At 54.3% G+C, this 15,197-nt stretch carries 12 protein-coding genes and 1 pseudogene; 9 read left to right on the top strand and 4 right to left on the bottom strand.

Annotated elements, in window-relative coordinates:
* Positions 1-449: 449 nt before the first annotated feature.
* Complete coding sequence (locus AC6I6H_RS21765) at positions 450-2,462, bottom strand: Na+/H+ antiporter (RefSeq protein WP_497956599.1); 2,013 nt, start codon at positions 2,460-2,462, stop codon at positions 450-452.
* Between the two features lie 858 nt (positions 2,463-3,320).
* Here AC6I6H_RS21765 and AC6I6H_RS21760 point away from each other — a divergent pair.
* The 9 genes and pseudogenes from AC6I6H_RS21760 to AC6I6H_RS21720 all read left to right on the top strand — a co-directional run bounded on the left by AC6I6H_RS21760 (position 3,321) and on the right by AC6I6H_RS21720 (position 12,969).
* Positions 3,321-3,914 carry a hypothetical protein gene (locus AC6I6H_RS21760; RefSeq protein ID WP_497956597.1) on the top strand — a complete coding sequence of 198 codons (594 nt, stop codon included), beginning with the start codon at positions 3,321-3,323 and terminating at the stop codon, positions 3,912-3,914.
* Positions 3,886-5,772 (top strand): 1-deoxy-D-xylulose-5-phosphate synthase, encoded by a 1,887-nt coding sequence (dxs, locus tag AC6I6H_RS21755; RefSeq protein ID WP_497956595.1) that lies wholly within the window; start codon positions 3,886-3,888, stop codon positions 5,770-5,772. Before AC6I6H_RS21760 ends, dxs begins: the two co-directional genes overlap by 29 nt.
* A gap of 51 nt (positions 5,773-5,823) precedes the next feature.
* Positions 5,824-6,648, top strand: coding sequence for a TlyA family RNA methyltransferase (locus AC6I6H_RS21750; protein WP_497956593.1), 825 nt, complete (start codon positions 5,824-5,826; stop codon positions 6,646-6,648).
* 86 nt (positions 6,649-6,734) lie between these two features.
* Positions 6,735-7,202 (top strand): hypothetical protein, encoded by a 468-nt coding sequence (locus AC6I6H_RS21745; RefSeq protein WP_497956591.1) that lies wholly within the window; start codon positions 6,735-6,737, stop codon positions 7,200-7,202.
* Between the two features lie 25 nt (positions 7,203-7,227).
* A complete protein-coding gene (gene ahrC, locus AC6I6H_RS21740) occupies positions 7,228-7,677 on the top strand; it encodes a transcriptional regulator AhrC/ArgR (RefSeq protein ID WP_497956589.1) in 450 nt (149 codons plus the stop codon).
* Positions 7,678-7,681: 4 nt separating this feature from the next.
* Complete coding sequence (gene recN / locus AC6I6H_RS21735; protein WP_497956587.1) at positions 7,682-9,406, top strand: DNA repair protein RecN; 1,725 nt, start codon at positions 7,682-7,684, stop codon at positions 9,404-9,406.
* A gap of 188 nt (positions 9,407-9,594) precedes the next feature.
* A complete protein-coding gene (spoIVB, locus tag AC6I6H_RS21730) occupies positions 9,595-10,866 on the top strand; it encodes a SpoIVB peptidase (protein WP_497956586.1) in 1,272 nt (423 codons plus the stop codon).
* A 144-nt stretch (positions 10,867-11,010) separates the two neighbouring features.
* The gene (gene spo0A / locus AC6I6H_RS21725) at positions 11,011-11,811 is read left to right on the top strand and encodes a sporulation transcription factor Spo0A (protein ID WP_497956585.1); all 801 of its coding nucleotides are present in this window, start codon (positions 11,011-11,013) and stop codon (positions 11,809-11,811) included.
* Between the two features lie 183 nt (positions 11,812-11,994).
* Positions 11,995-12,969, top strand: a pseudogene (locus tag AC6I6H_RS21720) (tyrosine-type recombinase/integrase).
* Positions 12,970-13,290: 321 nt separating this feature from the next.
* On the opposite strand, the gene AC6I6H_RS21715 reads toward AC6I6H_RS21720, so the two are convergent.
* The 3 genes from AC6I6H_RS21715 to AC6I6H_RS21705 all read right to left on the bottom strand — a co-directional run bounded on the left by AC6I6H_RS21715 (position 13,291) and on the right by AC6I6H_RS21705 (position 14,968).
* A complete protein-coding gene (locus tag AC6I6H_RS21715) occupies positions 13,291-14,106 on the bottom strand; it encodes a hypothetical protein (RefSeq protein WP_497956584.1) in 816 nt (271 codons plus the stop codon).
* Between the two features lie 41 nt (positions 14,107-14,147).
* Positions 14,148-14,681 (bottom strand): HNH endonuclease, encoded by a 534-nt coding sequence (locus tag AC6I6H_RS21710; protein ID WP_497956583.1) that lies wholly within the window; start codon positions 14,679-14,681, stop codon positions 14,148-14,150.
* Positions 14,682-14,752: 71 nt separating this feature from the next.
* Positions 14,753-14,968 (bottom strand): helix-turn-helix domain-containing protein, encoded by a 216-nt coding sequence (locus AC6I6H_RS21705; protein WP_497956582.1) that lies wholly within the window; start codon positions 14,966-14,968, stop codon positions 14,753-14,755.
* Positions 14,969-15,197 lie beyond the last annotated feature (229 nt).

Genomic DNA, 15,197 nt, shown 5'->3' with positions numbered 1-15,197 from the left:
CCTGGCGGGCACCACAGAAAATGAAAATAAAGTTGCGTTATTTCATGGGTAGAAAATAAAACCGAAGGTTTTTCGCCAAATAAGCCCTGTCACAACCGTTAGCTCTCCGTACTGGCCCATCCTGCTGTTATAGATATGAAACTAGGTGGTTTGCCTTCTTTTTAGAGTAGAAAAAGAGGAGGCCAGAAGGCCGGGTGCGATACGAGTTTGGCCGCATGGTATTCAGAGGGCCGGGCGGCAACGAGATAGATCAACCGTTTCCGCCTGTATGGGAGAGAGGGACATTGACAAGCCATCGGGCAGAATTTCAGAGTGAGTGCTGAAAGACCGCGCCTTAAACCTTAGGGCTGATCCAAGATAGACAGCTCCAGATTGTCGACGAACCGGCGCAGCGGGGCTGTCATCGGGCAGAATTTCAGAGTGAGTGCTGAAAGGCCGCGCCTTGAAGCTTAGGGCTGATCCAAGATGGACAGCTCCAGATCGTCAACGAACCGGCGCAGCCGGGCCGCCATCCAGCGGTCGACCTCTCCGCTTTCAAACATCCGCTGGACGGTATCCCGCTGCTCCTGCAGCGCCTGAAGCTTCAGGTCGAATTTATGGCCGTCTTCCCAGTCGGCGTTTTTGGACCGATCCAGCTTTTCTGTCAGCAGCCGGTAGCTTCGGATCGCTTTGGCCAGCTCTTCCTGAAACGCGCCGCGTTCTTCCTCGCCCGCGGCCTGATGCTGCAAAGCCTCCAGCGCCGCTTGAGCCATCCGCCGCTTTACGTCTCCCGCTTCGCGGATCGAAGCCTGCCTGTCCTGCTCGGCGCTCTGCTCGGTCAGCGTTGCAAACAAGCCGCTCATCATGCGGCCGAGCTCGACCGCCGAGGCATGCAGATGCGAATCGAAGCGGCGGGCGGCGAGCGCCTCCGCGTGATCCAGCAGCATGTTCAGCCGCTCGGCGGTTTCCGGGCTTGCCTGCCCGCACTCGCACAGCCGTCGCAGCGCTTTGCGCTCCGCGTCCCAGGCGATCCGGCGCACCCGCAAGGCCTCCGCCTTTTCCTCTTCGCTTCGGCCGGTGCGGAGCGCCGGCAGCCGGCTTGTGGCGGCTTCGATCTCGGCCGCGGCGGTTTCGGCCGCCTCGCGATTCCCCTCCGCGCCGCCGGAGCGCAGAAGCAGAACGCCGGCCGCCAGAATCTTGGCCTTGGCAGCGGATTCGCTCAGAGCGGAGCCGCTTTCCGCCGCCGCCGGTTTCTTGTCGGCGAATAGCGGCAGCAGCACACTGGCGATCACAAGCGAGAACAGGATGACGCCGGCCGCCAGAAAAATCATCAGGTCCCGCTCGGGAAACGGCGAGCCGTCCGCAAGCGTCAGAGGGATGGAAAATGCGCCTGCCAGCGTCACAGCGCCGCGGACGCCGGATAAAGAGGTCAGCAGCACGGATTTGACCGGAACCGGCTCGGCGTTTTTCTTGCGCAGCCGGGTAAACAACAGGATCCACAGAAAGCGCAGGGCGATCAATAGCGCCGTTATGGCGGCCGCATACCCGATCACCTGCAGATTGCTGATGTTTTCGTTCTCGATAATCGACCGTGTCGCATCGGGAAGCGAAAGACCGAGCAGCACAAACACGAGGCCGTTCAGCACAAACAGCAGCATGGACCATGTGCTGGCGGAGACAATCTGCAGCTTGTGCTGCGGCGCGTCGGAGCGGTCCCGCTCCACGGCGTGCACGATGCCTCCGGCCACGACGGCCAGAATCCCGGAGACGCCGATTTCCTCCGCGATCAGATAGATGAAAAACGGCGTCAGCAATTGGATCAGGACGTGGACGGTGACGTCCTCCATGCCGAGCCGGCGGATAAAGGCGGCGAGCCGCAAAATCAGAAAGGCGAGCAGCGCTCCCGCCAGCAGCCCGCCGGCGGCGATGACGACAAAGCTGACGGCGGCTTTGCCAAGCGAAAAGGTGCCGGTGACCGCGGCGGCAATGGCAAACCGGAACGCCACCAGTCCGGAGGCGTCATTCATCAAGGATTCGCCTTCCAGAATGCGGTGAATCCGTCCGGGCAAATGCACCCGGCTGGCAATGGAGCTTACCGCGACGGCATCGGTGGGCGACAATATGGCGGCGAGGGCAAACGCGGCCGGAAGAGCGATGGCCGGAATCATCGCGTGAATCGCGGCGCCGAGCGCCCCCACCGTGACGAAGACGAGCCCGAGCGCCAGCATCAGAATCGGCGCGCGCAGGTTCCACAGCTCATGACGGGGGGTTCTTTTGCCGTCATTGAACAGGAGCGGCGCGATGAACAGCACAAAAAAGAGTTCCGGCTCGAGCGGCAGATGGATTCCGTGCGGAACGAGCGCGGCGGCAAGGCCCAGGGCGATTTGGATCAAAGGCACGGGAATAAAGGGGAGAAACCGGTTGATGATGTTGGAGACTCCGATCAGGACGAGCAAAACGAGAATCGCGACAAACGTTTCCAAGCAGCCTTCACATCCGTTGTTTTTTATTGTTCCTATTATAGCCCTGTCACCGGGCCAAGACAAAAAGACCGGCCTTTTCACAAGTTTCGCCATACATTGAGAACCTTTCCGCGGGTATGATATAATGGGGTGTGCACTTATGGAAGTGGCGCAGTATTCTAGTCAATTCACCGTTTCTGAGGGCGGGCCTAAAAATTCGCCAAAGGGCACATCGATGAAGTTCCTGGTGTTGGCTCTCAACGCCCAGTTGGGGGTTGATGCTGGGAGTTAAGGTCGCAGGGCGATCCACAATGGCATGTGGGCGTTGACCCTGCTTCCGCGGAGGCCCAAGTGCGTGTCTGCCACTGACTCTCGCCGGACGGCGACGCCAGGTGAGGATACGGCTTGGGGTATGAACCTGCAATAGCGGGCCGGTGGTTCGGGCGAGAAGCCGTTCCCACTGGTTTGCGTGCAGCGTAGCCTGCCTTGAGCGGATGCCGAGGGGATGGCGGATGAGGAGTCTGTTCCATCGGCCAATGGAGCGGACAATCCGGTTGCCGCCTGAAATCGGATCTGCAAAAGAGGCTAAGAAACGGTTCAGAATTGCCGGGGAAAACCCCTAGACTGTTCCGGCGCGAGGTTTCCCGGGGATTATAGTGTGGGCTAAACGGCAATCCAGTCTGATGACCGGCGACGGCAACAAAACGGACATAAAGGGAAACCGCCTTGACGGTGACGTCGGGGAGACCGTTTGGGAAAACCTACTGGACCTAAGCCACAGCGTTTACTCGGGAGGCTGCCACTTATTCTTTCCGAAAAAGGACGAAACGAATGCGATTTTCTTTCAAACACTCCATTCGATGGAGTATTTTTATATCCGTGCTCACCTTCCTCCTGGCCTGCACCGTAACGGTAGCTTCGACGGCCCTGATGGAAGGCGTCACATGGGCCGTCGGGATGGTAGTCGTGCTCGGGATCGTGCTTGTCGGGATTGTGTTCGACATCATGGGGCTGGCGACAGCGGCGGCGACGGAAACTCCGTTTCACGGAATGGCCTCCGAGAAGGTGCCTGGCTCGCGGCAAGCGATTTACATCGTCCGCAACGCCGACCGGTTTTCCAATTTCTGCAACGACGTTGTAGGTGACGTGGCAAGCGTCATCAGCGGTGCGGCAACTGCGGCCGTAGTGATCAAGCTTGTCGGAAGCTCCGGCGATCTGCGCCATACGGCGGTCAGCATTCTTTTTACCGCCTGCGTGTCGGCTCTGACGGTCGGCGGCAAGGCGCTGGGCAAGTCGTACTCCATCCATCATTCCACATCCATTGTTTTATGGATCGGCAAAGCCTTTTATTATCTGGAAAAGCAGTTCCACATCCGAATCTTCACGCCCAAGAAGAAATCCGGGTCCATCAACAAGTCGAGAGACGGGAAGCGGGGAAGCAAGCGTGCTCGAACGAATCAATCGGCCTCATGATCTTAAAGCTCTTTCGGTGGCGGAATTGGATATTTTGGCGCAGGACATCCGGGAGTTCCTGATCGAAAAGCTGTCCGTAACGGGCGGCCACTTGTCTTCGAATCTGGGCGTGGTGGAGCTTACTTTGGCGCTCCATTACTTTTACAACAGTCCCGAGGACAAGATTATTTTCGATGTCGGCCACCAGTCCTACGTGCATAAAATCCTTACCGGCCGCAAAGACCGCTTTGACACCCTGCGCAAGCAAAACGGCCTGTGCGGGTTTATCAAACGCGCGGAGAGCGAGCATGATGTCTGGGAGGCGGGGCACAGCAGCACCTCGTTGTCCGCTGCCATGGGGATGGCGATGGCCCGCGATTTTGCCGGCGGGACCAACAACGTCGCAGCGATTATCGGCGACGGGGCGCTTACCGGCGGCATGGCGTTTGAAGCGCTGAATCACATCGGCCACGAGCGGAAGAAGCTGACCGTTATTCTCAATGACAATGAAATGTCCATCGCTCCGAATGTGGGCGCGATGCACAACTATCTGAACAAAATCCGCGCGGACCGGCATTACAAGAAAGCGAAGGAAGACATCGAAAGCATCCTGAAGAAAATACCGGCTGTCGGAGGGACGTTGGCCAAAACGGCGGAACGGCTGAAGGACAGCATGAAGTATTTTCTGGTGCCCGGGGTGCTTTTTGAAGAGCTTGGCTTTACCTATTTCGGACCGGTGGACGGCCACAACATCCCTCAGCTGCTGGATACGCTCAAGCAGGCGGACAAGGTAAACGGCCCGACGCTCATTCATGTCATTACGCTGAAGGGCAAAGGCTATACCCACGCAGAGGCCGATTCCTATGCGTGGCACGGCGCGAGCCCTTACAAGATTGAATCGGGCCAGATGATCAAGGCGGTCGGCGCGCCGATGTATACGGAAGTGTTCGGAAACATGCTGATCGAGCTGGCGGGCCGCGATGAACGCGTTGTGGCGGTTACGCCGGCGATGCCCGGCGGTTCGGGCCTGATGAAGTTTGCCGAGGCGTTTCCGGGCCGGATGATCGATGTCGGCATCGCCGAGCAGCACGCGGCGACCCTGTGCGCGGCTTTGGCCCAGGAAGGTCTCAAGCCGGTTTACGCCGTTTATTCCACGTTCCTCCAGCGCGCCTACGATCAGGTGGTTCACGACATTTGCCGTCAGAACCTGAACGTTGCGTTTGCGATCGACCGGGCGGGCTTTGTCGGGCCGGATGGGGAAACCCATCAAGGGGTATACGACATCGCCTTTCTGCGGAGCATTCCGAATCTTGTGGTCATGATGCCCAAGGACGAGAACGAGCTGCGGCGGATGATGCTGACGGCACTCGAATACAACGAAGGCCCGATCGCTTACCGTTATCCCCGCGTCAACGGGAGGGGTGTGAAGCCGGAGACGGAGATTACGCCAATCCCGATCGGCAAGTGGGACACCGTCCGCGAAGGGGAGCGCATCGCTGTCCTGGCGGTTGGCCCGATGGTGGAAATCGCCGAGGAAGCGGCGGACTTGCTGCGTCCGCAGGGCATCCAGCTGAAGGTGATCAACGCCCGCTTCATCAAGCCGCTGGACACCGAAATGCTCGATCAGCTGGCAAAGGGGCGGTACTCCATTGTGACGGTGGAAGAAGGAGCCCGCATGGGCGGCTTCGGCAGCGCCGTGCTCGAATATTACGCGGACAAAGGGATTTACGGCATGCACGTGAAGTCCCTGGCCGTTCCGGACTATTTTGTGGAGCAGGGGTCCATTAAGGAGCAGCGTGCCGAAACCGGCCTGACTGCGGAGAACCTGGCCGCCGAATGCCAGAAGTTTTTGCCGCGTTCCGCCCGCCGCCGCGCGTGACATATTCCGTCGGGCCGGGCGCCGGCACTTTTTCCAAAAGGAGACAAAAGCTTGAGCGACAAAGAACGGATTGATGTCCTGCTCGTGGAGCAGGGATTTTACGAAAGCAGGGAAAAAGCGAAGGCCGCCGTTATGGCAGGCCTTGTTTTTGCTGGCGGGGAACGTTTGGAGAAGGCGGGGACGAAGGTTCCGCGTTCCACGGAATTTACCGTCAAGGGAGCGCCGCACCCCTATGTTAGCCGCGGAGGGCTGAAGCTGGAGAAAGCGCTGCGGGAATTCGGCCTGGACGTGTCGGGTGCAGTCATGCTCGACATCGGCGCTTCCACCGGAGGCTTTACCGATTGCGCGCTGAAGAACGGCGCGGAGTCGGTCTATGCCGTCGACGTGGGTTATAATCAGCTGGATTGGTCGCTCCGCAGCGATCCCCGGGTATGCGTAATGGAACGCACCAATTTCCGTTATTTAACCCGCGACGACCTTACGGGAAAAACGCCGGATTTCGCCACAATCGACGTCTCGTTCATTTCGCTGAAGCTGATTCTGCCCGCACTGGCCGGAATTCTGCAGCCGGGCGGAAGCACCGTGGCGCTGATCAAACCGCAGTTTGAAGCCGGACGCGAGAAAGTGGGGAAATCCGGCGTCGTCCGGGAACCGGCGGTGCACCGGGAGGTCCTTTCAACGGTCCTCCGGTTTGCCGCAGAAGCCGGATTTCGGCTGGAAGGGCTGACGTTTTCCCCGATTACCGGCGGCGAAGGCAACATCGAGTTTTTGGCCCATTGGCGGCTCGTAGAGGCACCGGTAGAGTGGAAGGAAAAGGACATGGAGGACCGGATCGCCGAAGTGGTGGCTTCCGCCGGCGCCGCTTTTTCTTCCTGACCGTTTTCGGAATCGGGCGGTGTGCTTAAATGCCGGCCAGGAAGGAAATGGATGCCTTCAAGGCGAATGGGTAAACGGGTGATGGAATGAAAAGCGAAGCGGGAATCGTCCTCGCGCTCCTTCTGATCGTGCTCACGATCTGGCTGGTTCGGGTTGTGCGCAATTGGTGGCTTTCTCCCCCCGAGCCTCCGCCTTCTTACGAAGTGGACCCGGAGATTCCGGTTACGGAAGCGGTTGCTCTTCTGGAGACTGCGGGGTATCAGGTGATGACCCTCAAGCGGAAAATACCGATATCCATTCTGGTGGACGGGGGAGCCGAAGAAGGCGGAGAGGACCTGGAAAGCCGGCTGTTTGTGGACCATTTTGCCCGGAAGGACGACGAGCTGTATTTGGTGAAGGTGGAAAAGGAACGGATGCCGCTGGAATGGACAGGCAGCGGGCTGCGGGACCGTCTGCTGGTTTATGCCCTTTTGTACGAAGAGGCGGCCGGCATCCTGGTGGTATCTCCCGCGGCGCATCGCATCCGCAAAGTGGAATTCGAGATTGGCGACTAACGGTAACAAAGGAAAGGAGCGGACCATGAAAGGTCAGCGTCACCTGAAAATTAAGGAAATCTTATCTTCCAGGGAAATAGAAACGCAGGACGAGCTGGTCGAAGCGCTTCGCAGCGCCGGTTTTACCGTGACGCAAGCCACGGTATCCCGGGACATCAAGGAAATGCATCTGATCAAAACCCCAACGGCGGACGGACGGTACAAGTACGCCGTTCCGGCGGACCAGCGGTTTAACCCGATTCAGCGGCTTCGCCGGGCGCTCTCGGACCAGTTTATCAGCATCGATTTCACGGAAAATCTGGTGGTGATGAAAAGCATGCCGGGCACCGCAAACGCAATCGGCGCTTTAATCGATGTACTTGAATGGGAAGACGTCATGGGCACGATCTGCGGAGATGACACCATTCTGATTATTTGCCGCACAAAAGAGCGCAGCCAAACCTTTGTTAACGAGATTATGAGCTTGCTGGGGTGATTTCATGCTGACGGAACTCCATATTCGCAACTTGGCTGTGATCGAGTCGGTCCAGCTTTCCTTTGAACGCGGCTTTCAGGTTTTGACAGGGGAGACGGGCGCGGGAAAATCCATTATCATCGACGCCCTCGGCTTGATCGCGGGAGGGCGCGCCTCTTCGGATCTGGTCCGCCATGGCAGCGACAAGGCCGAAATCGAAGCGATGTTCGACGTGCCGGAAGGCCATCCGGTCTGGGCCGTTCTGGAGCAGCTTGGCGTCGAAGCGGACCGCAGCGAATCGATTATGATCCGCCGGGACATTACGGCGACCGGAAAGAGCACGGCCCGCATCAACGGCCGATTGGTCAACCAGTCCATGCTGAAGGAAGCCGGGGACTGGCTTGTCAACATTCATGGGCAGCATGAGCATCAGTCGCTTTTGCGTCCGGAAGGGCATATTCATTGGCTGGACTTGTTCGGCGGCCCGGAAGTGGAGTCGGCTTTGAAGGCGTACGGCGAATCTTACCGCGTCTATACCAGGCTTCGGAAGCAGTTGCGCGAGCTGCAGGAAAGCGGGAAGCAGGGGCTCCAGATGCAGGACCTGTACCGGTTCCAGGTGGAGGAAATCAGCGCGGCCAAGCTGAAGCCCGGTGAAGCGGAAACCCTTCAGGAGGAGAAGCGCAAGCTGGCCGGGGCGGAGAAGCTGTTTGCGGCGGTGAGCGATTCCTACGATATGCTGTATAACGACAAAGGTCTTTCTGCCGCGGGCAAAGCAATGCAAAAGCTTCAGGACATCGTCGGCCTGGATCCCGCTGTCCTGGGCCCGCTCTCGGAGCAGATCCAGACCGCTTATTATCAGCTGGAGGACGCCGCTTTTCAGCTGCGCGATTACCGCGATCAGATCGAGTTCAACCCCGAACGCCTGAATGACATCGAGGAGCGGCTGGACACGATTGCCACTCTGCGCCGCAAATATGGAGACTCCGTAGAAGACATTCTTGCTTATCTGGAGAAGATCGAACGAGAGCTTTCCATGATCGAGAACAAAGACGAGATCATCCGCAAGCTGGAAGCGGAGCTGGCCGGAGAGCAGGCGAAGCTGATCCGCCTGGCCGCGGCGCTTGGCGCCAGCCGCAAAGCGGCGGGAGACCGCTTGTCCTCTGCGATTGAGCGGGAGCTGCGGGATCTGCAGATGGAGCGGACCCGTTTCGCCGTCCGGATTGAACCGCTCGACGACCCGGAAGGACCGGAGCTGGACGGGCATCGCGTCAAGCTGACCTCAACGGGGGCCGACGCTGTAGAGTTTCTCATTTCCGCCAACCCCGGCGAGCCACTGCGCGGGTTGAGCCGGATTGCGTCAGGCGGCGAGCTTTCCCGGATTATGCTCGCACTTAAAACCATTTTCGCCAAAGTCGACCGCATTCCCGTGCTCGTGTTTGACGAGGTGGATACCGGCGTCAGCGGCCGCGCCGCGCAGGCGATTGCCGAGAAGCTGTCTATTCTGTCCCGCGAATGCCAGGTGTTCTCCATAACCCATCTTCCGCAGGTTGCCTGCATGGCGGACGCGCACTACCTGATTCAAAAAGGAGTGGAAGGCGAGCGTACGTATACCCGCGTCCATCATTTGGACGAGGCGGGGCGCATAATGGAGCTCGCCCGGATGCTCGGCGGAGTCGAGGTTACGGAGACGACCAAACGGCATGCCAAGGAAATGATTGACATGGCGGCTTATAAAAAATCTGCCGGGTAAGGGGCAAAAAGTCGAGGAATGACGCGGCTTTCCCGGCATCATTTTCAGTAATAAAAGCAACGGGCCAAGGTTAACTTATAGTTACGCTGATGACGTGAATCGTTCGTCGGACAGTCTGACTAAAAGGGAGCGTGGTCCGTTTGAACTTCGGCAGCCGCAAGAGGTGGAAATGGATTGGAGCAGCCCTCTTGATCGCCATTTTGGCGTTTACTCCGCCATTGTCTTGCTTCGCGCTTATGCCCGAACGCCTTGAGCTGTTTGGCGGGCAGCCCGCCCGCGTGAATCTTTCGCTCCCGGTTACGGCCCGGGTGACCGTGAAAGACCCCGCTATCGTCCACATCAACGGCTTCTTTCGTTATTTTTCCCAAGTCGATTTAAAACATCCGATGCAGGTCGCCCCGGCCTCCGCCGGGCAAACCGAGCTTTCCGTCAAGGTTGGGGCGCTTCCGGCCAAAACCGTTCAGGTCCGCGTCATGCCCGAGCTGAAGGTCATTCCGGGCGGGCAAACGATCGGCGTCAAGCTGAAATCCGCCGGGGTGCTGGTCGTCGGCCATCACCAGATCAGCACCGGAAACAAGCTGAAGGTCTCTCCGGGAGAAGACGCGCACCTCCAGGTCGGTGACCTGATCGTCCGCATGGACGGAGAACCGGTGAAAGAGGTCGCCCGTGTCGGCGCTTTTGCCGAAAAGGCCGGACGCGAGAACCGGGCGATTAACCTGACCGTGGTACGCGCCGGCAAGCAGATTAAGCTGAAGCTGAAGCCGGTCTATGACGTCCTGGACCGGTCCTACCGGCTCGGGCTGTACATCCGCGATTCGGCGGCGGGCGTGGGCACCCTGACCTTTTATTCGCCGGACCGCAAGACATATGGCGCCCTCGGTCATATTATTACCGATATGGACACGCAAATGCCCATCCCCGCGGGCGGGGGGGAAATCCTTCATTCCAGCGTCACCTCGATCGCCAAAAGCCAAACCGGCGACCCCGGCGAGAAAATCGCTCACTTTTTCCGGGAAAGCCGGGTGCTAGGCAGCATCGAGAAAAACACGCCGTTCGGGATATTCGGGAAGATGGACGAAATGCCCGATTACGGACTCGCGCGGGAAGCGCTGCCTGTTGCCTTCGCCCGCGAAGTGAAGGAAGGGCCGGCCCAAATCTATACCGTCGTTAGCGGCCAGAAGGTCGAAAAGTTTGACATCGAGATTACGCGTACGGCGCATCAGGATTTTCCCGCTACCAAGGGCCTGGTTCTGCGGATTACGGACAAACGCCTGCTGGAGCGTACAGGCGGAATCGTACAGGGCATGAGCGGCAGCCCGATCGTGCAAAACGGCAAGCTGGTCGGTGCGGTAACGCATGTGTTTGTCAACAACCCGGCCGCAGGGTACGGCTGTTACATCGAGTGGATGCTGCGCGACGCCGGGGTGACCGAATCCGCTCTTCCGCGTCAGGCGAGCTGAAAAAACGACCTAAAACCTTGTTTTCCCGAACGGAAAGCAAGGTTTTTTTACAACCTTCGGAAAAAATTTTTTCGACAGAAGGAATTGCTCTCCACATGTCGAATAACAATAATTGGAATTGATTCGGAAGAGGAGGATATGACGTTGCAAAAAATCGAAGTGCTTTTGGCAGACGACAACCGGGAGTTTACCGCACTCTTATCGGAATACATCAACGATCAAGACGACATGACGGTCGTAGGGGCCGCCTACAACGGAAACGAAGTGATCCGTTACATGGAGCAGGCCAAGAAGGTTCCCGACGTGCTGATTCTGGACATCATCATGCCGCACTTGGACGGCTTGGGGGTGCTGGAGCAGCTTCGCGAAATGAACCTGAACCCGCAGCCCAAAATCATTATGCTGACCGCTTTCGGCCAGGAAAATATAACGCAAAAAGCCGTGCAGCTCGGCGCGTCGTATTATATTCTGAAGCCGTTCGATATGGAGGTGCTGGCCAACCGTATCCGGCAGCTGGTGGGCACCGTTCATTCCTCGGCCGTTATGTCGCATCCTTCCATGAAAACGAACGTCGTTCCGATGAACAAAGGCAAAAACCTGGACGCGAACATCACCAGCATCATTCACGAAATCGGCGTCCCCGCACATATCAAAGGGTACCAGTACTTACGCGAAGCCATTACGATGGTCTACAACAACATCGAAATTCTCGGCGCGATCACAAAATCGCTGTACCCGGCCATCGCCGAGCGCTACAAAACGACGCCGAGCCGCGTCGAACGCGCCATCCGGCACGCGATCGAGGTCGCCTGGACCCGCGGAAACATCGACAGCATCAGCTTTATTTTTGGTTATACGATTAACATTTCAAAATCCAAGCCGACCAATAGCGAGTTCATCGCTATGGTGGCGGATAAGCTGAGGATTGAGCATAAGGTGAGCTGAAAGCGGGAAGAATAGAGGTATAGTAAGGGATAGCGGGATTTGGAATTGGATTCCAGCTAGTGCAAGTTTGGCGACTAATTTCCGAAAATGGCTTTTCTATACCGATAAACTTCTGAATGATGAGCCAACAAATACCGCTTCTTTATCGGGTTTCAAGGAAACCCATAAGGAGTGGTATTTTTTATGACTGATTTCGAATTCCATCTCGACAACTTCATGCTTTATTGTTCATCCAAGAATCTTTCCAGAAAAACATTGGCAAGCTATGAGCAGACCTTAAAGTTATTTTGTAAATACATGCAAGATGAATTTAACATCGAAGACATTAAGAAAGTACAATCCGGCCATATCCGGCAGTACATCAAGTACTTAAGAACGCGCGGCAAATATACGGTGGTGAATGTGGAAGAGAGTAAACAGAAGAATTTCCCCGAACACCGGACGGATTATAAAAAAGAGATCTCCATGACGACGATTGCGAATTATATCCGAAATATCAAGGTTTTTTTTAACTATCTATATAGTGTTGAACGGGAAATCTCCAAAAACCCTGTAGAGAGCATCGAAAATCCAAAAGCTCAGCGTAAAGTAAAGAAAACACTTGCTCCAGAAGAGATCAAGAAAGTGTTGGGGCAGTTTGATACCACGACCTTTCATGGCTATCGCAACTACACCATAACAAGACTGCTGCTGGACACAGGTATGCGCGTTGGGGAATGCCTTTCTCTTCAACCTGAAGCGTTTGATTTCAAGCATAAAAGCATTTTGGTGACGAACCCGAAGAATGGCCAGCAAAGGTATGTGTATTTCTCATTTAAGTCAGCAAATGAAATCAAGCAATGGATGCGCCACAAAGACCGTTACTCGGATAGTCCATTTCTATTCCCAACAACTCGGGGAACTCAACTAGAGGTACGGAATTACGAAAGGGCTCTGCGTGAAGCGGGTGAGCGGGTAGGAATCCATATCCATCCTCATCAGTTAAGAAACAATTTCGCAAAGTACTATATCCTCAACAATGGGGATTGGTTCAGTCTCTGCAGGATTCTCGGGCATTAATCATTCGAAGTAACACAAAAGGCTTATCTGGACTTTACCGATGAGGAGATCGGGAAGAAATATCAGAAACATAGCCCACTTGCCTTTATGGATATTTAGAAAGGAATGTGTAATTCCGCGTAGAAAATCAGGGGTTGATGTGTAATTTTGCGAAGTCTTCATTATTACGAAAAAGCCTTGTGTGATAAGGCTTTGAACGCATTTAAGTCTAAAAAATGACAATATTATTCTTATATCTATACCCGGGGTGTGTGGGGTTAGCCCCCAGTTGGAAGGTTTTGTTTTATGAATCCGAGCTGGCGGCGCCTTGCCGACAGGGCAGGTAAAATACAAGCAGCTTATTTCACAAAACTGTTAGGGGTGTCTGCGCTTTTCAGACAACCCTCACACGCGCGTGCGGGGCGCGGTCCCCGCTAAAAATTATTTGGCTAAGAACATCGTCAACAAGGTTGTATCAGGGTAGCCTTTTTGCCGATAAAAAATCATTGGATTTACAAACAACTGGTATTGGTTTCCTCGATGTACATCTGCAAAAACTTGATACTCCCTAAAGCGTAGGCGGCTAATTTTCTGATCAAGTGTTTTTCTAGTTATGCCTGTTAATTCGGATAAGGTAACCTTGTTTAGACTGTCAATTTTTTCAGGCATGACTTCATCGGGATTCAAACATAGAATGTTATCTCTAAAATGAATGAAGGGAATTAATCGAAATAAAAATCCTAGGTCCTTAGCGGTTACATTTTTGTATAGTTTCCGAAGATCTCCCGAAAATATTTTTACCGCGTTTCGTCGGTTAAGTGCCCCCTTAAAATAATATAGGGGGTTGATAGAAAATGTTTTTGTTTCCGGTTCCTCAATCAATATCTGGTAATAGAGCATCTCCTTGAGGAACTCACTTAATGCAGTTTCCTTGATATCTAAAACGGTTGCTATGTCCCTTCTATCCATTGGCTTCTTATTTCTCCCTAAAACCAATCGATTTTCATAATCCAAATAAGTTTGGAGGATAAGAAGGTATCCGCAATGTTTGTCGGGCAGCTTTTCAACTGTGGAGATCGTTTCTTTATCAAAAAAAGTAAAGCTAGGTCCTTCCCTGAATTTGTGAATTTGTTTAGGTAATATGTGTTTTACATAGGCTTCCCGTTGAGCAGGGCTCGTTACTTTGTATCCTTCGCCTGGAGGAAGTAAAATTCCCAGTTGACCAGTTTCTAAAGATACACCTTTTGTCAGCGGCATTAGATTAATTCACCCCTTGCTATTTCTTGAAAACGAAAAGGTTAGATGAATGGCAGTGCATTTTGGTCTATATGCGGGTGATACATCCTACTTGCTTCCCAATAGGCTCCAACTGCTTCCTGTAGGGTTTTGAATGTTCCTAAATGGATCTTCTTCTTGTTAACTCGTATTGCTGCTACGAACTTCCCGTTCTTGATGGTTACACCTTTCCAGCCGGTTTTATTGTCCTTTCTGATGGTTGCATTTTGGTTGTTGGCCTGCCTTGTGCAGATACGGAGGTTTTCATTGCGATTGTCTAATGTATCACCTGAGAGGTGATCTACGACCAGATTGTCAGGGCAGTTTGTAAGGAAACGGTGCAAATACATTTCCTTTCTATTTCCCTGATCATCAATCACGATGCTTCGTGCATATAAGGAACTGCCTTTTCTTTTCAGGGTCCATAGTTTTCCTTGTTTCGCCTTTTCAAGTTTGTCGAGGCTGATTGTTATCACTTTTACTTCTTCTTGATGGGGCGTATAAGCTTCGATATATACTTGGTTGTTCAACCAATCGATTTGATAAGCGTTTTTCATAAGTCCTACTCCTTTCGTATGATTGATTCATACAAAACAGCAAAATAAAAAGCAGGATAAGAAGTTTACCTTCAAATTCCTGCTTCAATATCATTGATTTGCTGAATCAACTCATCATTCAGGCTTAATGCTGCGCGAATCCGTTCTTCAGATTGTCGGGTGATTCTGCGAACACCTCGTTCAATTGACGAGATGAGGGAGAAACTTAGTCCAGTTTTATCAGCGAGGTCTTCTTGACGCAATCCATTTATTATTCTTAATGTTTTAATGTTACTTGCCGTAAGCATTTATGCATTTCACCTCCTTCATCGCTATAGGCGATTAGAGAAGGATTGTGCAACCCGTTCATACGAGAGAATTACAAAAGTGACATAATAATGAACCACCCACCGCTCCTTATGAGAAGATCAATTGAAAAAAGTTAGTAAACCCGCCCCCCCTGTCAGATGCAGCGGAGTATCAGTTACAATATGCTCTTCTGTCAAGAAAGTGGACACCTCTAAGTTACATGACCTG

Source organism: Gorillibacterium sp. sgz306347, from assembly GCF_059735245.1.
This window is presented reverse-complemented; position numbering and strand designations above follow the sequence as displayed.

Bases quoted from the DNA above. Each gene is read 5' to 3' on its own strand.
- AC6I6H_RS21745 (WP_497956591.1), top strand. From the start codon at position 6,735: ATGAAAAGCGAAGCGGGAATCGTCCTCGCGCTCCTTCTGATCGTGCTC.
- ahrC (WP_497956589.1), top strand. From the start codon at position 7,228: ATGAAAGGTCAGCGTCACCTGAAAATTAAGGAAATCTTATCTTCCAGG.
- recN (WP_497956587.1), top strand. From the start codon at position 7,682: ATGCTGACGGAACTCCATATTCGCAACTTGGCTGTGATCGAGTCGGTC.
- AC6I6H_RS21715 (WP_497956584.1), bottom strand. From the start codon at position 14,106: ATGCCGCTGACAAAAGGTGTATCTTTAGAAACTGGTCAACTGGGAATT.
- AC6I6H_RS21710 (WP_497956583.1), bottom strand. From the start codon at position 14,681: ATGAAAAACGCTTATCAAATCGATTGGTTGAACAACCAAGTATATATC.
- AC6I6H_RS21705 (WP_497956582.1), bottom strand. From the start codon at position 14,968: ATGCTTACGGCAAGTAACATTAAAACATTAAGAATAATAAATGGATTG.